Raw genomic sequence first — 22,659 nt, forward strand, 5'->3', positions numbered from 1 at the left:
AATTACTGGATGATCACACCGACGTTTGCGGTACCCGCCTGGAACACCACTGCGGTATCGCCAAAGCCAAACGTCTGAATAGTGCTGTGCACGTTGTACTCGCCCACCTGCGTGGTCATAGCGTTCAGACTGTAACCGGCCTGAATTGTTGAGGCATAGTTACCAACACCGACTTGCAAGGTAACCTGACTCAGGTCCTCACCAATCTGATCAACGAATGCATGATTGTATTCACCGTCCTGGATGATCAGAGAATCACTGTAGAAAGCGCTCTGAAGAACGGTCGCACTGTTTCCAGTACCATACTGGAAGGTGTACGCATCGGAACCATGGCTGCCAACTTGCATGGTATACGCACTGTTACCCAGACCATATTGTTCAATGTTGATATTGGAGTAGGAAGTTCCCCACTGCTCCGCCATGCCATTATTTGCTACACCGTGCTGGATTACAGCGGCCTCACTCGCCTCACTCCACATTTGACTGGTATTCGCGTAGTTGAGCGCGCCGTATTGGCGAACCTTTACGTATACATCGTGACTAAAGCCCTGGTAGGTAGACGCTGTGTTCAGAGCGCCCACTTGGCGAACGTTGGTGAGGTTGTCGTAGCCATCTTCCTGCAAAGACGTGGCCGAGTTCAGCTCGCCCTCCTGGTACTGATAGATTGAGCTACCAGTTTCAGTACCATCTTGAGTAGCGTCGGCAGAGTTCGCAAAGCCGAACTGCTTTTGCAGGATGAAATTGTTTGCCGAATCGGGGCTGTGCTGGTCAGCACTGGCATTGTTCAAAACACCGTCCTGCAGCTGGGTAGCCACATTGTTGTCAGCCATGGCCACTGAGCTCACCGCAAACATCACTGCTGCGGCAATCGGGGTATACGCCTTCATGAATATCTCCTTGAACAAATACAAGCCGGAAGTCCATTTCTCGGACAAAGCAAACCGACTAATTCAGGTGTGATTCGACACCCGGTTTTGGTGATTCACAGATTACCCGCCGAGCCCGCGGCATATGGAGGAGCTACCCGGTGGAACTTAACGCCGGCGTGTATTACCCATATAGGGTCACGCGCCATAAGTGCCAGATGTCTCATACCCAAGCGCCGTAAACTCACTTGTTCGGTGAAACTGCTTGATTAGACAAGGCCCGTGCTAATTAAAACCAACCGGTGTGTGACAGCAAAAACAACATCACAGGATGAATTAGTCGTCTTACCTTGAAAGACTGATCTTATTTCGTACAACCTGATCGAATTACGAACAATCGACTTTGATTTTTGATCGAAGCAATGAGCCTCGCCATAGGAGAGAAGTTTTAATTCACTAGGAAAAAAGTGGTAAATCGCCAGTTATGGCGGAGCACTTAACGGTACAAAATGCGATGCGTGCCAACAGGCTGCATGGTTAATACGCAAACCGGTCCAGGCCCTACCCCGATTCAAGCCTCCTCCCCAGATAGTCACGCCGAAATACAATCAACGCGGTTGCGACCACATCTGTATTTTTTTCAAAAAAATATTGGAAAAGGTGTAGGCACTTCTAAGTTACACACGGACTTGTGCATTGGAGAGTTTCTGATAAAGGTTTTGCACTGGGTATTTAAGGCTCGTGCTTTGGCTATATAGAGCCTACTGCGATGCAGCAGAGATTTCTCAAGTAAAAATTCGACAAAATGATTGCCGCTACAAACGCCGTAAGAATTTCTCAATTTATTCCAGTCCCACATTAGGAATAGCTCTTATTTACGCAAGTGAAGTGCTGGAAAAGTTTCTTTATAACGAAATTGTTACAGACTGTTTTCCTTCAACTTTTTACTGAATAAATGAATTTTCCCAGCTTTTGGCAACGCAGCTCTCTCTGAGCGTTCATGAGATCAATTTCCTAGATACCCCGGAAGCTACCAGGTACTTCCTTCTCATATCCAACCTTTTCTACGCCCTTGGACATTTGTCATCTGCGATACAAAAACCTATTTTTTTAATATTGCCGAAAAAATGATCAGCTTCGGGATGAGTGCTGTCGTTTGTTCAGGACGATTTATGCGAAGGGGATCGCTCGGCAATTTACGAATCGATCAGCGTAACTAGCGAGAGGGATCTAGCCATGGCTTGCCGAAAAGGCGATTACCGTCCACCACAGGATGGACGGTCAACCGCACCACCCGACTCAAACGGATCACCGTTTCCCGGAACGAGAAAATCATTAGCCCGCGCATTTTTGCAAAGAGGCGGTGCCTGGGGCTTATCCCTTTCGCTGATTGCCGGCCCTGCTTTAGCTGACGTTCCCCCGCTCAGCAAAGTCGCTGTGCCCGACGTAAACGTTCTTGGCCTACTGGACGGCCAGGGCGATGGTTTCAATCCTGCCGAGTGGGAGCAGATCACTAATCCCAACAAACGCACCGATCTCCAACGACTTGGCAAGCTGTTTTTCTACGATATGCAAGTAGGCAGCGACGGCGTACAGGCCTGTGCGAGCTGCCACTTCAACTCCGGAGCCGATATCCGCACCGTCAACAGCATGAGCCCTGGTTTGAAACGCGGAGATACTTCCCACCAGTTGCTGGGGGTTAACAAAAAACTGGATGTCATGGACTACGGCGGCCTGAGCTCTCCACGTGGTTTGCCAATTAGTGAAAGCGCATTGATCGGCGCAGGCGCCACACCAGACCAGGCAGACGGGACACCGGGTGCGCTTGCCGATAGCGCGTTGCTTGATGCCATCGCCGGTGACGACGTGAACGACGTTGTATCATCTCAGGGCGTCCGTGCAACGACCTTCACCGGACTGATCCCTGGTTCTATCCAGGACGCGGGTATTCTCGAAGACCTTGATGATGGCTTCGACGATAGCGACGACCTGTTTGATGGTTTCCCGAACAAGGATCCTGGCTTTCCAAATACCGTACGTCGGGTTGAACCGCGCAACACGCCAACCACCTACAACGCCATTTTTAACCAGAGCAGCTTCTGGGATGGCCGTGCGGATATGTTCTTTAACGGCGTAAACACGCTGGGCTTCCGCGACCCTGATGCCACGTTACGGGTGTATTCCGGCGGTAACTATGCGCAAGAGCACTCCGTACTGATTCCATTCTCCTCACTGGCCTCGCAAGCGGTCGGCCCGACCGGCAGTGATTTTGAAATGGAATTTATTCATCGCGGCGGTGGTGGTGGCGATGGCTACAACCTGGGCCGCAAAATGGTGAACTTGACCCCGCTTTACGGCCAATGGGTCAACTGTAATGACTCGCTGTTGGGCTCCCTGGCCGGCTGTGACCCAGCTGAAGAACAGGTACGCGGCATCAACGGCTATCTTTACTCCGACTTTATCAAGGATATTTTCCTCGAAAAATTCTGGGGCGATGGTTCCGGCAATGATGTCTGCCTGACAAAAGCTTCGAACTTCACCCAGAAAGTCGACATGAGCAATTGCGACTACAGCTCGGAGAATAGAACCCTGATGGAGGTTAACTTCAACCTCTTCTGGGGACTCGCTGTGCAGGCCTATGAGGCGACGCTCACTACCGGCAATACCATTGTCGACCTGATGGCGGGTGGAATGATCGACTCAAACCCTGACGGCAACAATGGTCCGGAAACCATCATCGAGCACATCAGCTCCGACGGCCGCACCATGGTTCGCCTGGACATAGGTAAGAGCCGCCCACCGGCTGGCACGCCGTCGCGTAGCTTCCAAATGATTAATGGCCGCTTCATGATCGTCATGGACTGGACCGGTCTGCAGCCTGATGGCGACGGCGTTTCCTTTGAAGACTGCTCGATTATGCTGCCACCGTCTTCAACGGAAGTGGAAGCCACCGCTGCATATGATTCATGTGCACTGAAGTTCGCCGAGTTTATTCATCCGAAAGCCGAGACCGGCTCTGAAGCCCCCAACGCGCCTAACCAGCCAGAAAGTGGCACACTGCTAGCCGGTGAGCCTATTGGTGGCTGTGCCCCACCCTACGATTCTCGTGTGTGCGAAGCTGCGGCTGCCACCATTGCGAATATCGACGAGGGTATGGGACGCTTCCAGGCTGGTGCGACCGACTGTGCCGAGTGCCATGCATCCGCTGAATTTACCGGTGCAACCATCAGTGGTACTACCGGCTTCGGTGTCGAGCCGCTGCCTCCCGGTGAAGAACCGCCCGCAATCCTGGAGCGCATGAACACCTTTGAAAATCAGGGTGTATATGACGCAGGCTTCTACAACATCGCGATTCGCCCCACCGGTGAAGACCTGAGTGTTGGCGACAACATCACCACCACCAATGGCGGTGTGATTCCTCTGTCAAAGGCTAAGCTGGCACAGCTGATGGGCATGCTGCCAGGCGACTTACCGGCACCGTACGACAGCCCGGAAACCAAAGCCGTACTGCAAAAAATTGCAGACAGCCTGCAAGCCGGTGTTGGTGTTGGCGGTGTGCAGATTCCAACTGCGCCAGGTAACCTGACCGCCAAGCCGTTCGCCATGAATCTGGCTTGTGACCCAGATATGGGCGCGGTGGTGTGCGACCCGACAGTACCCAGCGACGACCTGGTATTGCGCAATGGCTTCTTCAAGACGCCTACCATTCGCATGACCAAGTTCACTGGTCCATTTATGCACAATGGATCGAAAATGAACCTGCGTCAGGTGTTGGAGTTCTACAAAACTGTTGTGGACTTCGACCTCAGCGATGACAAGCGCTTCGGTGTTGCCAACCTCAACCTGCACAATCTGGACGCCGGATTGCGTATTGTGGATGTAGGCGCAGACCGTGAAGCAGCGATGGTGGAAATGATGGAAACAGGCTTGACCGACTGGGGCGCTGCCTACCAGGAAGGCAAGTTCGACCATCCGCAAATTTGTGTACCCAATGGCCACGATGGTAAAGGTCGTACCAAACTTGCGAACATTGCCGCTGTCGGTACCGACGGCAATACAACCCGGATTATTACCTTCCAGGAAATGCTGGAAGAGGTTACCGGATTTGCCAACGACCTGACTGAGCCGTGCGATATGGATATTGCCAACCCCAATGGCAAGTCCAAGATTGAAGTGCCCTACGCAGCACCTTAATCCTTAGTCGCTCACACACTTGATGAAGCCCGCACGGAAACGTGCGGGCTTTTTTGTCTATATAAAACCAAATATGTAAAACCAAATATGCAAAACCAAAAAAGCCGGAGGATAAATCCCCCGGCGCAAGCCAAGTCCTGTGAGTGCCGAATAGGAGTTGGTTTTAGAAACTCAGTTCAATACCCGGTAGCCGCGACCGCGTAGGCAGTTTCGGGCAATGTAGCCCTCTTCCGCGTGGGCACTGCCGACACCGCTGACGCCGCCGACGATGGCACCGGCCCCTGCCGCTGCGGCAGCAGCACTACTGCTGTCGCCGATGATCGCACCCAGTGCACCACCGAGTAATGCACCGCCTGCAGCGCGCGAGAAGCCGCGTCGACCCGCATCGTTGCGTGCGGCCATCGAAAGCGTCTTGCAATCTGCCAGGTCGAGCTGGTACTGGCGCATATTCACGCCCTGGGTGTCGATGACGATATTACCGGCACCGTATACCTGTTCCTGCTGGGTGGCACACCCCAGGACAGTTGTCGCCGTAAGCATCACACCGAACACTAGTTGAATCTTCATTGGCGCACCTCACCACATGTTGTCGCCTTTGTCCTCTTAGGTTTAGACGATGGTGGGAATACGCGTCAGGATGGTTCGCTATATCTGGTATTACTCTTATAGCCAAAGTGAGAGACTTACATGGGAATAAAGGCCTATTACTCGCCTTAAGTAACGCGAAAACTTACGGGTAGAAATAGCGGATATCGAGGTTCTGGGATTTTCCGGAGTCGTTCAACAGGTTCACAGTACCGCTAAAACGCAGCAGGCGTGGAGGCTCTGCTACCTGCCCACTGGCGGTGGGCGCCCCATACTCCAGGTAGATTTTACCGCCGGCGAGCCAACGCAGGAAGCCACTGGACAACTCCACATCGATACAAAGATCTGGCCCGCTAGAAACGCATGGAGCCCGGCGCGCGCGCAATGTGATTACACGGCCATGCAAGGGGGATGCAAAACCAAAATCGAATGTTTGGCCCTGGGCAAGCGCCGAATAATTGCTGCGTACAAAAGCATCGAACCCGGCGTCAACCACATCCACCTTGACCGCCGGAACACGTTTCTCCTCTAGTGTCGCATCCTGCTTGGGCCGATACCGCAGCAACCACTGGTTCTGCTGCTGCACTGCCTCGCGAAGTTCACCGAAACGAAAGTCCTCCTGGACCACATTGGGGCGTGATGACACAGGTAAGCTCCCCTGCCCGCCCGGCGACTCTACGCGCTTCTCAGCGATTTTTCGGCCACTCGGAGAGAAGTAAAGAACTCGCCAGTTTTCCTCCCCGGGCAGAAAGTACTCGCAATACTGAACTTGCTCGCTCCCGGGCAGCGTTGCACGGCCAACAACTTTGGCTTCAGCCAGCACTGCTTGCGGAGCACTGCAGCCGGTAACAGAGAGAGATAACACGAATATGGAAGCAATCATGAAGCTTATCCTTCAACTCCATATGGAAAAGTTCAGGTACTACAGTGCATTTGAGGTTGTAGGTCGCTCAGTGACACGTAACAAACGAATAATCAGCGGCAAAAAGATGCACCACAAGATTCCCAGTACCGACAACGTCAACCAGAGAGGTGTCGCCAGTGCGACCTCACCACCAATTTTTGCACCAATCAAGTAACTGAGTGGCCCGCCAAAAAATCCAAACACGGCAGACAGCCACATCCTTCCATGTAAAAAAACAAAGGCGTAGCGGACCGCAAGGGCGAAGTTCAACCACAGGCAGGCCAGCCACAGCGGCACGATTGTCGGCGACGGGTCAACGCTGAATAGCCCGGTGCGGAACAGTATCGCGTCCATGGCGATACCGGCGGCAGCGATGGCAATGAGCCACAACAGTGAGCGAGATTTGGATGGTGGGACGCTGTCACAGAGAGCAGTGCTATGAAACAGGAAAAGGTGAACCACAAGGTTCACCAGTGTTAAACCCACCACAAGAAGTGTTGAGGGATCCAGCACACATAGAAGCCAGATTCCCTCGAAGATCAAACCACTGACCAGCATTTTCCAAAACGGAACTGGCGTACTGTCAGCCTGCTGAACCAATGGAATGGACATCAGTGTAACGGCGGAAGCTTACGGCAGCGCGGTTTAGCGAAGGTAAACTGCGCAGTGCTGATTACACGCTCCAGGAAGCCGCCCTCACAATAGCACAGGTAGAAATCCCACATATTGATAAAGCGCTGATCGAACCCCTGCGCACGAATTTCATCAATGTGTTCAAAGAATGCGGTACGCCAGGACGCCAGAGTCTTGGCGTAATCAAAGGTAATATCGTCGAGACCTACGATCTGCATATCGGTATCTTCGGCGATGTGCTTGGCCACCACCTGATTCGATGGCAGACAGCCGCCCGGGAAGATATAGCGCTGAATGAAGTCGACGCTGTTTTTGTAGGCATCAAACCGCTGATCCTGAATGGTGATCGCCTGCATCACCATAATGCCGTCGTCCTTGAGCAGCTCGCTGCAGCGACCAAAGAAAGTCGCGTAGTACTCGTGCCCTACCGCCTCAATCATTTCGATGGAGACAATCTTGTCGAATTGCCCCTCGAGCTCACGGTAGTCTTTGAGCAACAGTGTTACACGATTCTGCAAGCCTTCCCGCTCCACCCAGGCTTTGGCGTGCTCATACTGTTCGCGGGAGATAGTGGTTGTGGTGACCTGACAACCGTAATGCTTCGCGGCATAAACGGCCATGCCACCCCAGCCGGTACCAATTTCCAGCAAATGGTCCGTCGGTTTCAGCTGCAGCTTGCGGCAAATCCGAGCCATTTTAAATTCAGAGGCCTCTGCGAGACTGGCGCCTTCGGACGGGAACACTGCACTGGAATACAGCATGGTGGGATCGAGGAATAGACCAAAGAAGTCATTACCCAGGTCATAGTGGGCAGAAATGTTCTTCTTGGAACCGTTGATCGAGTTCGCATTTAGCCGATGCAACACACGCAGCGCCGCTTTTTGCAGGAAGCCCCAACGGGAATCCAGATTTTGCAGCAATTCCTGGTTGGCAACCATGAGACGTATGACCTGCACCAGATCCGGAGAGTGCCAATCCCCTTCCATATAGGCTTCGCCGGAGCCGATGGTGCCGTTCATCAACACTTGGGTGTAGGTGGCCGGAGAGCGAACATGCAGGTGTGCTTCGATATCCGAGAATCCCGGTGTTTGACCGTACTGGAAAATCTTATGTTCACCGTAGACTTCGTGAACATAGAGAGTGCCGATACTGATTGCAGAGAGTTTCCCCAATACCAGCTTGCGTGCGAGACGCTCAAACCAATTTAGAGCTGTTACTTGCTGACCTGCTCCCGCTTCACCAGCCACTTGAGAATGCGTATTGTCGTTGCTGACCAAACTGATATTTGGCTGACCTTGCACAGGCACAGGAGATTCATTCGTCAATGATTGAGCCTCATCCGCAGCTACCGCTGGCTGAATGGCTTTTGCGACGTTCTTGTGCATCAAACTCATGATCGAAAATTCTCCCGGAGGCTTTGATTCTTAATTTGGTGAAGAAAATTTCAGGTCTGTGGATGCGAATACAAAGGCACCCTCTTAATAAACAACTTGAGTGCTTCCCAGTATATGGCGCTAATGACCTTTACGGTAAACAAGGGATACTGGATCAATTTCCGAATCAGCGATGACGCGGAAATTTCTTCCCGTTCTAAAGCCATACACGCATCGAATACACACTCTCCGTCTTGGACAGAGCGGATACTCACCGTCAGGTGTCTGCCGGGCGTGGTGCTCCGCCAGTGGTACGCTTGATTAGAGGGCATAAACGGGGACACATGAAGCGTTTTATCGAATACCGCTTTCTGTACACGCCCTCCGGATACCGGCAAAACATATCCGTGCCGTTCATTCCACGGCGTATTGTGCACGTCAACCAGCAGCGACTCGACCTGTTCACCAGACCGGTCAAAACAGTAGTAGATACTGATGGGATTCATGTTGTAGCCGAGGTAACGCCAGTTCGCGAGAAATGCGATGGGGCCTTGCGGGCGCTCCCCCAGCTCTTCTGCAACCCTCGCCCTGACAGCCTCATCTAGACTCACTTCCGGGTCACCGAAAAAATCTTCTCGGCAGAACCGCGCCGGGGCCAGTTTTGAGCGCGACCACAATCGTGTCTGCGCAAGTATCTCGGGAAGTTCATCGAGAAACGCAAACATCATAAAGCCTCGGTAACGAAACCGATGCTCTCTCGGCGCATAGCGTCGATGTTGTATCCAACCAGAGTAGATACCACTACGCATTAAAAATCGACTCCCAGTGCCTTCGCGACACGGACAGCACTTACAACACCGTCTTCATGGAAACCATTGGCCCAGTAAGCGCCACAAAACCAAGTACGATTCACACCGTTGATTTCCCCCCAGCGCGCCTGGGCACTGTTTCCATTCACGGAAAACTGTGGGTGTTCATATTCGTACTCACCAATAATCTTGCTCTGATCAATCAGGTGGGTTGCATTCAGAGTGACACAGTAGGTCTTACTGGTCTCCAAACGCTGCAAAATATTCATGTTGTAGGTTAACGCGGGCAAGGCAGCATCATCACCCTGCAAACGATAATTCCAGCTCGCCCAAGCGGACTGTCGTTTAGGAAGCAGGCTGGTATCGGTATGCAGCACTACCGAATTCTTTTCGTAAGGAATATGCCCCAGTATCTCGCGTTCCGGTGTGGAAGCATCGCCCAGAATGCTAAGCGCCTGGTCCGAGTGGCAGGCGAAAATCACCTGATCAAACTCCTGCGTGCGCTTTTCGCCCGCCGCATTTAAGTACTCCAGCTGTACATGCTGGTCAACTCGGGTAACACGCTGTACGGGACTGCTCAAATGAATGCGATCCTTGAAGGATTCGATCAACGGTGCGATATAGGATTTGGAACCACCGCGAATCACTCGCCACTGCGGCCGGTTAAAAACATTCAGCAAACCGTGGTTGTAGAAAAACCGCACAAAAAAGTCGACAGAAAAATCCAGCATCCGTGACATACTGGCGGACCAGATGGCGGACCCCATAGGCACCAGATACCGCGATGCAAATTCAGCAGAGTAGCCATTGGTATCCAAATATGTGCCCAGAGTGGTTGCTTCACTGAGTTCGCCGCGCTTCCAGTCTGTGACCGCATCCCGATTGAAGCGCACGATATCTCGCAGCATCCGCCAATGCCCACCATCCAACAGGTTTCGGCGCTGGGCGAACAGGGAATTCAGGTTGTTACCCGCGTACTCAAAGTCTTTAACAAATTCACCAGCTCCATTCGGACCAGTTCCCAAGGCGGATACGCTAAATCCCATATCCGTGGGTTGATTCTCAACACCCAGTTGCGACATCAGCTTGATGAAATTCGGATAGGTCCAGTCGTTAAATACGATGAATCCGGTGTCGATGGGAATGGTTTTGTCGCCCTCTTCCACATCGATTGTCGCCGTATGCCCTCCTAGCCGGGAATCCGCCTCGAACAGGGAAATGTCATGCTTCTGATTGAGCAAATAGGCGGATGTAAGCCCAGAGATACCACTACCAACAATTGCAATACGCATTACACCTTCCTCAACGTTCGAATTCTTGTCATGCGGGGTGCGATCAGATTGAACCAGACCGGGGATAATGTTCCCAGAAGTCTCAACGGCCAGCTCAGCCTTTTCGGGAAGTCGATCACCGAAGCATTACTCTTCAGGCCGATCAAAATACGTTTTGCCGCTTGTTCTGCGGTCATTAAGAACGGCATGTCAAAGTCGTTCTCTTGCGTGAGCGGAGTGTCGATAAACCCAGGGCGCACCAGCACGGTGCGCAAACAGACATTAGCGGTATCCGCGCGCAACGCCTGCATAAAATAATCGACAGCCGCTTTTGATGCACCATAGGCTTCCGCTCTCGGAAACCCTACGACAGAGGAAAGACTGCTTACCGCAACAAATACCGGCTTACGGCTATTGCTCAATAACGGCAATGATTCTCTCAGCGTATTTACCACGCCAAAAAAGTTTGCATCAAATACGCGGCGGTAGCTTTTAATGTCCAAGGTTAACCCATCGTCGTACTCACAGGTACCCGCACAGGCTATTACCATGTCGAGCTGATCGGTGATTTCCCGTAAAGTTGCACCCGCTTCAGCAATCGAATCATCTTGCCCCACATCACAGGCAAGTACTCGGATGCGTTTGGGTGCAGCTTTCTGGAGCGTCAATAACGGCTCACGACGGCGTCCGCTGATAATGACATAGTGGCCCTCTTCTACGAGGAGCCGGACTAATGCGGCACCAATACCCGAGCCAGCGCCTGTCACCCAAATATTAAGTTTTGAACACCACTCTTGGGACTCACTCATGATGCATTCCCATTCTCTGCGAGCCGCCGCTTAACACCGCGTATAACGCTACCGAGCAGCGGCACATGCTCATACACCATGCCACCGAGATCGTAGACATCCTCATGACTCACGACTCGATCATTGGCTTCATCGATTTCCACCAGACTCGCTCCACGTAGTTGCAGTAACTTTCCGCCACTCAGGCGAGGGTGGCGGAAATACATAGTCCACCACAATGTACCCCTGCCCTGTTGCTGCACAGCAAAATCGAACTGGAATCGGCACTCCTGCAGATTCTGAGAGACCCCGGCAAAGTATTTCTGCATGGCTTCCAGCCCGCGCACCTCGTGTACGGGATCTTTAAACACGACATCTTGCGCATACACACTGGCGATCCCAGCGGGATCAGCAGCCAAAAAATCTGAGTACAGCGATTTGAGACGCTCAATTGCGGCTGTCATTTTCGCCTTGCTCCTGTGTCAAATTACGTCATCAACAAGTAACTTCTTCTTTTTACGCGTGTTTCCACGGTTCGGATTACTGCACAACAGTCCATGATTGGCAGGAAATTCTTCTTTTAGGTGATCCAGAGCCGGACCGGCAGCGTAGCAAGACCAAGGAAACTGCTATTTCGCAGAATATGGAGTCAGGTTTCGCTATCATGGCCGTGAAATACATCAACCGGGGGAGTGCCGCTACAGTGCAGGCATCTGAGAAAACCAGGGACGACGAATGGAGCAATTTGCTGGTTCGCGTCGGTCGTGAACGTGACCGAGCCTCGTTTGAGCAGCTGTTCAGCCACTTCGCGCCCCTCATTCGAGGCTTTCAGTTCAGCCGCGGAGGTCAGAGCTCGGCTCCTGAGGCCGCCGATGAGCTGATTCAGGAAGTCATGTTCCGTGTGTGGACCAAGGCACCCACGTTCAACCCCGACAAGGCGTCTGCCAGTACTTGGGTTTTCACCATCATGCGGAACTGTCGTATCGATGCACTGAGGCGTAACAGCCGTCAGCCGGTAACCGACGAGAGCCTAAGTGTGGAAGACATCTGGGACGATAGTCAGGATGAGCAACCCCTGGTGTTCTTGCAGCAATCGCGCAATCAAAGTGCGATCGCGCAGGGCCTTCATAGCTTGCCCCCGGAACAGAGCCATGTGATCGAAAAGGCCTATGTGGAAGGTAAATCCCACAGCGAAATATCAGAAGAGTTGGGGCTACCCCTTGGCACCGTGAAGTCGCGTGTGCGGCTGGCCCTGAAAAAACTTCAAAGCACACTTGTCAGGTAAGGCACCATGATTCATTACCATCCCGACAACAACATGCTGCTTGAGTATGCCAGCGGCAGCCTAAGCTGGGCACAGAGCCTGGCGGTTTCGGCGCATATTCATTTTTGCCCGCAGTGCGCAGCGCAAATGAAAATGCTCAACAACGTGGGCGGCAACCTGCTCTCAGGATCCGCACCCGTCGCGTCTGTGGAGCGTGAAGATAGCGCGATCTTTGGCGATCTTATGCAGCGCATCGAAGCGCGCGATAACGAAGAGCATGAGGAGCCGGCGGCACCTGCCAAAGCCGTCAGAGAACGCACTTCTCGGGACCCGGCTTTCTCCGCGGTACCGCCAGTGGTCAAGAAATTGCTGGCCCAGAACCCAGTTCTCAAGTGGCGCCGCCTCTCCAAAGGCCTGAAGGAAGCCCGTTTGAAAACCGGTCAGAATGAATTGGAAGTATCGTTTCATCGCATTGCTCCCGGCAGCAAGGTGGCGGAGCATGATCACCGCGGCAAAGAAATCACTCTGGTTCTGTATGGTAGTTTTTCTGATGGCGAAGGCGTGTATTCCACCGGCGATTTCCTGGTGCGCGAGCCAGGCCAAGTGCACCGCCCGACCGCGACCCAAGATCAGGAGTGCCTGTGTCTGTCGGTTGTCGAAGCCCCGGTAGCGCTGACCGGACTTCTGGGCAGAATGATGAATCCATTCCTGTCTCTGAAGCCTCAATAAACAACAGGCACATCAGGCAGGCTCTACAACGCAAAACGCCCGGCTTTAGCCGGGCGTTTTGCGTTAAGCACACTGAATTGAATCAGCGCTCAGATGTGAGCATACCCGGCGCGCGCGCACCGGCCTTGCCCGCGCTGAAATGTGATTTTAACTGGCGCCAACGCTCACTGAGTTGATCCATCTTCTGGGCCCGCACGTGGCCGTAACCGCGCACATCTTGCGGCAACGACATCAATTCCCGCGCCTGATCGATATTCGCCACCGACAGGTTTCCAGCAACGGCAAGTACGGTATCGCGGACTTCTCGCGCCCAGCGGCGCTCGCCGCGACGCTCCGCGGTATAACCAAATATATCCAGCGTCGTACCGCGCAATAATTTACCCTTGGCCAACAGTGGCAGCACACGGGTCATCCATGAACCCAAGGCAATCTTGCGAATCCGCCCGCTTGAATCAGGCCGCGCCAGTAGTGGCGGCGCCATCAGGAACTTCAGTTTGTAATCGCCACTAAATGTATTTTCGAGCTGCTGTTTGAAAGTGTCGCTGCTATAGAGGCGGGCCACTTCATATTCATCTTTGTAGGCCATGGCCTTGTACAGACTATGCGCTGCCGCTTCGGTAACCGGAAAGTCGCTGCCACCCATGCGTGATTCGGCGCTATGCAACGCTTCGATTGCGGAGGAATACTTGCGAGCGTAAGCCGCGTTTTGGTACTCGGCCAATTCTCCCGCCAAGCGGGCAACCAGCTGCTGGGTGGTTTCCATTGGTTCGACGACTTTCACTGCCTGCTCCGGTACCAACAACTGCTCAATGGCGGCCGGATTTTCCGCGAGCAAACGGCCCGCGCGGAAAGCGCGAAGATTGTTCTCCACCGCCACGCCATTGAGCGTCACGGCCTGTTCCAGCGCAGCGCGACCAACCGGCAACAAACCTTTCTGGCAGGCGTAGCCCAGCATCATCAGGTTCGCAGCAACGGCGTCGCCAAACAGCGCTTCAGCGTAGCGATTCGCATCAAAGGCAAAGTATTCGCCCGCAGCGGAGCGAATGCTGTCGGTAGTGGCATCGGCCGGGAAAGCGAGTTCATTGTTACGTACAAATGCCGCAACCGGAATTTCTGCGGTATTTACCAGTGCTTTGATTGAACCGTTAGCAAACTTGGTGCGCTGCCCAGCAGCAGTGACCATGTCACAGCCCAACAGCAGGTCGGCGGCACCGTCGCGAATTCGCGCGGTGGTGATTTCTTCCGGCGCACCCGCAACTTTTACATGCGCCACAACAGCGCCGTTTTTCTGCGAGAGCCCGGTAAAGTAAAGGGTAGTACTACCTTTATCTTCCAGATGTGCCGCCATTCCCAGCAGTGCGGCTACGGTAAGCACTCCACTGCCACCGATACCGGCGACTAGTATGTTCAGTGGCTGCACCAGTTTCGGAGCAGGTGCGGCTTGCAAATTTGCACTGGCTGCGTCGATCGCTTCGGCCAATGTGGTCAACTCGGGCTTCTTCAACTCACCGCCTTCGACACTGACAAAGCTCGGGCAAAAACCATCCGCGCAGCGCATATCTTTGTTACAGCTCGACTGATTGACCTGACGCTTGCGGCCAAACGGCGTTTCTAAAGGCTCTACCGCGATACAGCTGGACTGTACACTGCAGTCCCCACAGCCCTCGCACACGCGGTGATTGATCAGAAGGCGGCGTGCAGGATCATCCATCTGGCCTTTCTTACGCCGGCGTCGCTTCTCCGCCGCACATACCTGCTCATAAATAATTGCGGTAACCCCGGGGGTTTCGCGCAGTATGCGCTGGACCGCGTCGAGTTCGTCACGGTGAAAGATTTCGAGACCTTGGGGTATTTGGTCATTATGCGTGCGCCAGTGCTGCGGGTTTTCACTGACCAGGCACACGCGCCCTACCCCTTCTGCCAACAACTGGCGGGAGAGCGTGGGCACCGTAACCTCTGCATCAGTGGGCTGCCCGCCGGTCATCGCAACCGCGTCGTTCAGCAATATTTTGTAGGTAATATTGATTTTGCTTGCCACCGCCTGACGAATGGCCAGCAGTCCAGAGTGGTTATAGGTACCGTCGCCCATATTCTGGAAAATATGCTTGTCGCTGGAAAAGCGATGCAGCCCCACCCAGTGCGCACCTTCGCCACCCATATGGGAATAGGTGTCGGTACGCAGTCCCTTGCCGAGGGCCATAATGTGGCAGCCAATACCGGCACTACCCGTGCTTCCTTCCGGAAGTTTGGTCGAGGAATTATGTGGGCAGCCCGCACAGAAAATCGGCTCACGGGCCAGTAAGCCACCCACTTTGCACGGTGTGGAAGCGCCAATTTTTTCCGCAAGGGGAATCAGTTTTTCGGCCAGTTCGGTATCCGCCAACCAACGTGTGATTGCCTTCGCTACCTGGTCGGGGCCAAAGCCCCAGATCGCTGGCAACAGGTCGTTGCCTTGCAGGTCTTTCTTACCCACTACTTTGGGACGCCGCGCATCCTCCCAGGCATAAAACAGGTTCTTGATCTGATCCTCTACCAGCGGACGCTTCTCTTCCACCACCAGAATACGTTCCATACCTTCCGCAAATTCACTCATGCCGCGCGGCTCAAGTGGCCATGTCATGGCAATCTTGCGAATGGAGATTCCCGCATCGAGCAGATCCTGCTCACTGAGGTTCAACAGCTTGAGCGCTTCCAAAAGGTCACCGTGGGCCTTACCAACAGTGACAATGCCGATGCGCTTTTTGGGCGCCTCGATCAGATTCTTATCCAAACCATTGGCGTAGGCGAAAGCCTGTGCCGCCGGCAGCCGCTCCTCCAGCATGCGGCGCTCGTATTCCATGCGTTCCGCCGGCCAGTTCAGATGCGGGTCATAATTCAGACCGTGTGCCGGAATGGGGAAACCTTCGGGCGCGGCAAAAGCGGGCAGCGACGGCACCATAATGGAAGCACCAGACTCTACCGTCTCGGTAATCGTTTTGAACCCAACCCAAAGGCCGGAAAAACGGGAAAGTGCAATGCCCGCGAGCCCCAGCGTGAGGTATTCATCAATCGTCGCCGGGAACAGCAACGGCATCATTACCGACTCAAAAATCTGGTCGGTGTTGTGGGAGAACATCGAGGACTCGGCGGTGTGATCATCGCCACACAGGGCCAGAACACCGCCGTGTCGGGAGGTCCCTTGAATATTTGCCTGGCGGAATACGTCGGCACTACGGTCGACACCGTGCCCTTTGCCATACCAAATCGAGAAGACACCATCGCGGGTGGCCTTCTGGCGATAGTGATCCAGCAACTGGGTACCCCAGATGTTGGTGGCACCGAGGTCTTCGTTGATACCTGGCTCGAAATGGATATCCCGTCCCGCCAGTAGCTTCTTGTGGCGCCAGAGGGACTGGTCGTAACCGCCCAGAGGAGACCCCCGGTAGCCAGAAATAAATCCTGCCGTATTCAGGCCGGCTTGCTCATCCAGGCGCTTTTGCATCAGTGGCAAGCGCACCAGGGCATCAATACCGGTCAGAAACACACGCCCGCTATCACGGGTAAATGCGGCTTTGAGCGAATATTCGCTATCAAAACCCAGTTCCAGATCGCTCTCAACCATCGCCATCGTGGGGGTACCTTCTCTCGTACTGTCGGCTACATTGACCGCGACGCGGGCCCAAATTCGGGTCATCTGCGTCGTTTATTGTTTTTCGTAAACTATCACCGGCAGCAGAGGCAGGTCATACCAAAATCACCAACAAAGCACGCCCAGACGAGCATAAATCACCACATGGCATCCGTTTTCTGCAATAATTAGGTCCTTTGACCCCAGATAATCAGTCAGGTACCACAATGGCCTATTTACTGGACGCCATCGATAAGCACATTCTGGAAATTCTCCAGGAAGACGCCACCATCCCGAATATCGAGCTGGCAGAAAAAGTATGCCTCTCACCCTCCCCCTGCTCCCGCCGGGTAAAGAACCTGCACGAGCAAGGCTTTATCAAGCGCGCAGTGACACTGCTGGAACCAGACAAGGTAGGCCTGCCGGTGAGCGTGTTTATCCAAGTCACACTGAACCATCAGGTAAAGAAAGAGCTGCAGCACTTTGAATCGACCATTGGCCAGTGGCCCGAGGTAATGGAGTGCTACCTGATGACGGGTGATTTCGATTACCTACTACGCGTGGTAGTGCCGAACTTGCACGCCTACCAAGAGTTCCTCGACAAAAAACTGACCGAACTACCGGGTATCGACCACATCAAGAGCAGCTTCTCGCTCAAGCAGGTGCGTTACCGCACCGAGCTGCCTCTGGATCAGCTGCTGGAAAAGTAGCGACATGGCGATGTGAAGACTCCCCACAAGTCGACGCACCCAAGCGCCAAATCCCAAACAAAAAAAGGCCGCGATGCTCATCACATCGCGGCCTTTTTTGATTTACTGCGGCTTAGGACTATTCGCCCGCTGCTGCCGTTTCCTCGGATTTCTCACCAGGCAACGGGAAACCGCGATCACGCATGAGCGGCTCGATACCCGCATCACGACCACGGAACAGGCGATACGCCTCGGCCGGGTCGATCGCGTTGCGCGGCGCAAACAGATACTTCACCAGTTTGGCAGCCACTTCTTTGTCATAGAAACCGCCCTCTGCCTCGGCAAATGCCTCAGACGCATCTGATGTCAGAACGTCGGCCCACATGTAACCGTAGTAACCCGCAGAATAGCCTTCACCGGAGAAAATATGGCCAAAGTGCGGAGTGCGGTGACGCATTACCAGCTCAGAGGGCATTCCCAGCGCGTTCAGGGTTTCACGCTCGAACTTGTCCGGATCGATACCGGTCGGGTCAGTGGTGTGCAGTTTGATATCAACCAGCGCAGAAGCCAGGTACTCGGTGGTGGCAAAGCCCTGATTGAAGGTCGCCGCCTGCTTGATCTTCGCAACCAGATCCGCCGGAATGGATTCGCCGGTTTTATAGTGCACCAGATAGTTATCGATGATCGGGTCGGTGCTCAACCAACGCTCCAGCAACTGAGACTGAAATTCAGTGTAATCACGCACACCGCCGTTCAGCGTCGGATAGGAAACGTTAGAAGCGAGGAAGTGCAGCGCGTGGCCGAACTCGTGGAAGAAAGTCTCCGCATCATCCCAACTCACCAGTACAGGCTCACCGGGTGCGCCTTTAATAAAGTTAGAGTTGTTCGATGCGAGAACGGTTTCTTTACCGTCAAAGGTAGTATGGTCGCGATACATGCTCGCCCAGGCACCAGAGCGCTTACCGGAGCGGGCAAACGGATCCAGATACCAGAGACCGATGTGCTCGCCAGAGGTCTTATCAGTAACTTCCCAGACCTTCACGTCTTCATGGAATACCGGAACACTGCCCTCTTTCACCGGGGAGAATATGAAATTAAACAATTCGCCAGCAACGTAGAACATGCCTTCACGCAGGTTGTCGAGCTGCAGATACTGCTTAACCTCGTCCGAATTAAGGTCATATTTCGCCTTGCGCACTTTCTCGGCGTAGAAGCGATAATCCCATGGGGCGATCTCGATGCCGGCGTTCTCAGCATTCGCCACGGCCTGCATGTCCGCCACTTCTTCATGGACGCGGGCTACCGCGGCTGGCCACACCGCTTCCATCAGTGCGATCGCACGCTGGGGGGTTTTCGCCATACGGTTCTGCAAACGCCACGCGGCGTAATTATCAAATCCGAGCAATGCGACGCGCTCATCACGCAGCTGCAGAATTTCTGCAATGATCGCATTATTGTCGTGCTCGTCTCCGTTATCGCCACGGCTGTAATAGTTACTCCAAACCTTTTCGCGCAACTCACGATTGGTGGAGTACGTCAGGAAAGGGTCCATGGAAGAACGGGTATTGGTAATCGCATATTTGCCTGCTTGGCCCTTCTCAGTAGCCAGAGCAGCGGCTGCCTTGACGAAAGATTCCGGCAAACCAGCGAGTTGATCTTCGGACAGGAAAAGGTCGTAACCCTCTTCATCGGCAAGCACATTGTTTGCGAAGCTGGTGTGCAGCTCGGCAAGGCGGTTATTGATTGCCGCGTAGCGCTCTTTAGCTTCACCACTCAAGGTTGCACCGTTGGTGGCAAACTCGTCATAAGTCAGTTCGACAACGCGAATTTGCTCGGCGGTGAGGTCCGCATCGTTGCGCGCGTCATACACTGCCTTTACACGCTGGAACAGCTTGTCGTTTTGAATAATTTTGGAGCTAAACGCCGCGAGCTTTGGTGCCATCTCGGCCTGCACCGCACGGAACTCTGGCGATGACATGTTACCGCTCCAAATTCCCCAATAGGTAAATACACGGCTCAGTGATTTACCGCTACGCTCCATTTCCGCAATGGTATTTACAAACGTCGGGGCTTCCGGGTAATTGGCAATCTTATCGATCTCAGCCAGGTTTTCGGCCATGCCGAATTCGAGCGCTGGCTTCAACGCGCCTATATCCATCGCATCAAACGCAGGTACCCCACCAAAAGGACCCGACCATTCGGCCAACAGTACGTTATCGACCGGCGCAGTTGCGGCTACGGACTCGGACACCTGTTCAGCTGCGGGTGACTTCGCCACCGGTTCGGACTCCTTGCTGCAACCTGTGACTGCAACCATTGCTGCGGAAATAGATAGGGCGATCAATGTTTGACGCATCGAAAACGGACCTCGTTATAGTTACTATTTTGGATATCGGACTAATGCTCTCGTTATCACCCAAGTCTACCCCCCTGCAATAGAAGCATCTAGGATTCGACCACAAAGCCCCAACTATTCACGCCAAAATGCGACCACAGCAGCACTCTCCTCTGCTCTTGACTAACAAATCGGACATTTCTGTGGGGCAAAACTAATCATATCAATTGATAACGACTTATTACGTGGATTCTTTTTACCTGCGAAAACGATAGAACAGAACCGTAAACAGCGACTAACAGCTCATTAGAGGCACGAAATAAAGACGCAGAATAGAAATACAGAATAGAGAGGCGGGATGAGCGGGTCACAGGAAGTGACCCGCCGCAAGAAAAGTACCTGCCGAAGAGCGGTTATTTAGAGAGCGGTTATTTAGCTAGAAGGCTGCGTTTATTGGCGACGATCCTCGACGATAGCGCCAACGGCCACAAGCTCCTGATCGTGGGCAACTTCGCGCCAGGGCTCCTTGAGCGCCTCCTCGTACCAGGTTTGCATTCCGGGCAGCGCGCGAATGTGCTCGGCGTAAGCCATCGCCTTATCGCCCAGTGACAATTGATAGCCATACAAACGGAATACCACGGGGGCAAAGAACGCATCGACCGCTGTGAAGCTATCCCCTGCCAGGAAAGGACCACCAAAACGGTCCAGCCCCTGCTCCCACAGCTCCTCTAACCGCGCAAGATCCTTCTCGAGTCCCGCATCCACCTGATGCATCGATACGGTGACACCACAGTTCATACTGCACTGGTTACGCAGCGCGAAAAAGCCTGCATGCATCTCGGCTGCGGCGCAACGCGCCCAGGCGCGTGCCACTTTATCGGCTGGCCATACTGCTGGATAGGCTTCGTAGAGATACTCTGCAATCGCCAGAGAATCCCAGACAGTGGCTTCGCCATCAACCAAACATGGCACCAGGCCCGTGGGTGAGAAAGCGCGAAACTTGTCCCAACTGCCGCCCTCATCAAACGGCACAAGTATTTCTTCAAAAGGGATGTTTAATTCGGTGGCCAGCAACCACGGGCGCAACGACCATGAAGAATAATTTTTATTACCAATATACAGCTGCATGAGCCCCCCTCCCCTTTTTCAACCAATTGCAAAGCAAACGTAAGCCGGTGACTAACCTCTGGAGCAATTAGGTTTTTCCATTTCGCCCATCGCGAAGCAGTTCTGAAATGCAGAATGCAAGTTCCAACACCTGATCAGCATTCAGTCTTGGATCACACTGGGTCTGATAACAGCTGGCGAGATCCGCTTCAGAAATTTTCCAGGCACCGCCCGTGCACTCGGTAACGTGCTGCCCGGTCATTTCCAGGTGTATTCCGCCCGGGTGGGTGCCCTCTGCGCGGTGTACGGCGAAAAAGTCACGAATTTCCCGCAGAATATTGTCAAAGTTACGGGTCTTATAGCCACTGGAGGCTTTTTCCGTATTCCCATGCATAGGGTCGGTACTCCATACAACGGAGCGCCCCTCCCTTTCCACCGCACGCACAAGCGCAGGCAGTTTGTCCGCAAGGGTATTCGCGCCCATGCGGGTAATCAGGGTCAACCGGCCTGGTTCATTATTGGGGTTCAGGCGGTCGATCAAACGGATCAATTCATCGGTATCCATATTCGGACCGACTTTCACCCCAATGGGGTTCCACACACCCGCCAGGAACTCCACATGCGCGGCATCCAGTTGGCGAGTCCGCTCACCGATCCACAGCATATGGGCGGAGCAGTCGTACCATTTTCCGGTGAGACTGTCGGTGCGCGTCAGCGCCTGCTCGTAGTTCAGCAGCAATGCTTCGTGTGAGGTGTAAAGCGTGGTTTCACGAATCGCCGGGGTGTTGCTGGAGTTAACCCCGCACACCGCCATAAATTCCAATGCATCCTGAAGACGCTCTGCCAATTGCAGATAGCGATCACGCTGCGGATTATTTTCCAGGTAGCTCAGGTTCCAGGCGTGGACCTGATGGAGATCCGCGAGGCCGCCTTGCGCAAAAGCGCGCAGAAGGTTCAGGGTTGCTGCAGACTGGTTGTAGGCTGTAAGCATCCGTTGGGGATCTGGAACCCGCGCATCCGCAGTGAAATCAATCCCGTTGATGATATCGCCACGGTAGCTTGGTAGCTCCACGCCCTGAATCGTTTCGGTATCCGCAGAGCGCGGCTTGGCATACTGTCCCGCCATGCGCGCCACTTTGACCACCGGCAGATTGCCCGCAAATGTCAGTACCACCGCCATCTGCAGCAGCACCTTAAAGGTGTCGCGAATACGGTTGGCATTGAAGTCAGTGAATGACTCCGCGCAGTCACCACCCTGCAGCAGAAATGCTTTGCCCTCTGCCACTTCCGCCAGTTGACGACGCAGCTCGCGCGCCTCCTCGGCAAACACCAATGGAGGGTTGCTCGACAGTTGCTGCTCAACAGCCTGTACGTCGCTCGCAGATCTGTATTTAGGCTGCTGGTGCGCCGTGCGTTCGCGCCAGCTCGCGGGATCCCAGGGTTCAACGACAGATTCTGACACGGTTGCTTCTACCTCAACTTCCATTTTCGGCTAACTCTTCGGC

Annotated in this window: 17 protein-coding genes; 4 read left to right on the forward strand and 13 right to left on the reverse strand. The window is 53.7% G+C overall.

Features of this window, described 5'->3' with window-relative positions; translation table 11 throughout:
* Window positions 1-2 precede the first annotated feature (2 nt).
* Complete coding sequence (locus tag Mag101_RS09315) at window positions 3-887, reverse strand: hypothetical protein (RefSeq protein WP_077403890.1); 885 nt, start codon at window positions 885-887, stop codon at window positions 3-5.
* A 1,416-nt stretch (window positions 888-2,303) separates the two neighbouring features.
* Here Mag101_RS09315 and Mag101_RS09320 point away from each other — a divergent pair.
* Window positions 2,304-5,060, forward strand: a complete 2,757-nt coding sequence (locus tag Mag101_RS09320) for a cytochrome c peroxidase (protein ID WP_198039952.1) — start codon at window positions 2,304-2,306, stop codon at window positions 5,058-5,060.
* A 171-nt stretch (window positions 5,061-5,231) separates the two neighbouring features.
* Here the strand turns inward: Mag101_RS09320 and Mag101_RS09325 are convergent, their stop codons facing one another.
* The 8 genes from Mag101_RS09325 to Mag101_RS09360 form a co-directional block, all read right to left on the reverse strand.
* Complete coding sequence (locus Mag101_RS09325; protein ID WP_077403896.1) at window positions 5,232-5,627, reverse strand: glycine zipper family protein; 396 nt, start codon at window positions 5,625-5,627, stop codon at window positions 5,232-5,234.
* A 163-nt stretch (window positions 5,628-5,790) separates the two neighbouring features.
* Window positions 5,791-6,528, reverse strand: a complete 738-nt coding sequence (locus Mag101_RS09330; protein WP_077403899.1) for a hypothetical protein — start codon at window positions 6,526-6,528, stop codon at window positions 5,791-5,793.
* 39 nt (window positions 6,529-6,567) lie between these two features.
* Complete coding sequence (locus tag Mag101_RS09335) at window positions 6,568-7,149, reverse strand: DUF2878 domain-containing protein (RefSeq protein WP_198039953.1); 582 nt, start codon at window positions 7,147-7,149, stop codon at window positions 6,568-6,570.
* Window positions 7,150-7,160: 11 nt separating this feature from the next.
* Entirely contained in the window at window positions 7,161-8,576 is a 1,416-nt protein-coding gene (locus Mag101_RS09340) for an SAM-dependent methyltransferase (RefSeq protein ID WP_077403905.1), read from the reverse strand.
* A 50-nt stretch (window positions 8,577-8,626) separates the two neighbouring features.
* Window positions 8,627-9,364 carry a DUF1365 domain-containing protein gene (locus Mag101_RS09345; RefSeq protein WP_077403908.1) on the reverse strand — a complete coding sequence of 246 codons (738 nt, stop codon included), beginning with the start codon at window positions 9,362-9,364 and terminating at the stop codon, window positions 8,627-8,629.
* On the reverse strand, window positions 9,364-10,656 hold the full coding sequence (locus tag Mag101_RS09350) for an NAD(P)/FAD-dependent oxidoreductase (RefSeq protein WP_077403911.1): 1,293 nt from the start codon (window positions 10,654-10,656) through the stop codon (window positions 9,364-9,366). The genes Mag101_RS09345 and Mag101_RS09350 overlap by 1 nt, the downstream gene beginning before the upstream one ends.
* Window positions 10,656-11,444, reverse strand: a complete 789-nt coding sequence (locus Mag101_RS09355; RefSeq protein WP_077403914.1) for an SDR family NAD(P)-dependent oxidoreductase — start codon at window positions 11,442-11,444, stop codon at window positions 10,656-10,658. The genes Mag101_RS09350 and Mag101_RS09355 overlap by 1 nt, the downstream gene beginning before the upstream one ends.
* Window positions 11,441-11,887, reverse strand: a complete 447-nt coding sequence (locus tag Mag101_RS09360) for a nuclear transport factor 2 family protein (protein WP_077403917.1) — start codon at window positions 11,885-11,887, stop codon at window positions 11,441-11,443. Before Mag101_RS09360 ends, Mag101_RS09355 begins: the two co-directional genes overlap by 4 nt.
* 200 nt (window positions 11,888-12,087) lie before the next feature.
* Between Mag101_RS09360 and Mag101_RS09365 the strand changes: the two genes are divergently transcribed.
* Complete coding sequence (locus Mag101_RS09365) at window positions 12,088-12,708, forward strand: sigma-70 family RNA polymerase sigma factor (protein ID WP_232324970.1); 621 nt, start codon at window positions 12,088-12,090, stop codon at window positions 12,706-12,708.
* Window positions 12,709-12,714: 6 nt separating this feature from the next.
* A complete protein-coding gene (locus Mag101_RS09370) occupies window positions 12,715-13,416 on the forward strand; it encodes a ChrR family anti-sigma-E factor (RefSeq protein ID WP_077403923.1) in 702 nt (233 codons plus the stop codon).
* Between the two features lie 82 nt (window positions 13,417-13,498).
* Here Mag101_RS09370 and Mag101_RS09375 read toward each other — a convergent pair whose 3' ends face one another.
* Window positions 13,499-17,089, reverse strand: a complete 3,591-nt coding sequence (locus Mag101_RS09375; protein ID WP_232324971.1) for an indolepyruvate ferredoxin oxidoreductase family protein — start codon at window positions 17,087-17,089, stop codon at window positions 13,499-13,501.
* Between the two features lie 161 nt (window positions 17,090-17,250).
* On the opposite strand from Mag101_RS09375, the gene Mag101_RS09380 reads away from it, so the two are divergent.
* Window positions 17,251-17,733 carry an Lrp/AsnC family transcriptional regulator gene (locus tag Mag101_RS09380; RefSeq protein ID WP_010130896.1) on the forward strand — a complete coding sequence of 161 codons (483 nt, stop codon included), beginning with the start codon at window positions 17,251-17,253 and terminating at the stop codon, window positions 17,731-17,733.
* 118 nt (window positions 17,734-17,851) lie between these two features.
* Here Mag101_RS09380 and Mag101_RS09385 read toward each other — a convergent pair whose 3' ends face one another.
* The 3 genes from Mag101_RS09385 to Mag101_RS09395 all read right to left on the reverse strand — a co-directional run bounded on the left by Mag101_RS09385 (window position 17,852) and on the right by Mag101_RS09395 (window position 22,640).
* Window positions 17,852-20,068: a M3 family metallopeptidase gene (locus Mag101_RS09385; protein ID WP_077403929.1), complete on the reverse strand. Its 2,217-nt coding sequence runs from the start codon at window positions 20,066-20,068 to the stop codon at window positions 17,852-17,854.
* A gap of 429 nt (window positions 20,069-20,497) precedes the next feature.
* Window positions 20,498-21,175 (reverse strand): glutathione S-transferase family protein, encoded by a 678-nt coding sequence (locus Mag101_RS09390; RefSeq protein WP_077403932.1) that lies wholly within the window; start codon window positions 21,173-21,175, stop codon window positions 20,498-20,500.
* Window positions 21,176-21,242: 67 nt separating this feature from the next.
* Window positions 21,243-22,640 carry a class II 3-deoxy-7-phosphoheptulonate synthase gene (locus Mag101_RS09395; RefSeq protein ID WP_077403935.1) on the reverse strand — a complete coding sequence of 466 codons (1,398 nt, stop codon included), beginning with the start codon at window positions 22,638-22,640 and terminating at the stop codon, window positions 21,243-21,245.
* Between the last annotated feature and the right edge of the window lie 19 nt (window positions 22,641-22,659).

Source organism: Microbulbifer agarilyticus (assembly GCF_001999945.1).
In the GTDB taxonomy this organism is placed as follows: domain Bacteria; phylum Pseudomonadota; class Gammaproteobacteria; order Pseudomonadales; family Cellvibrionaceae; genus Microbulbifer; species Microbulbifer agarilyticus_A.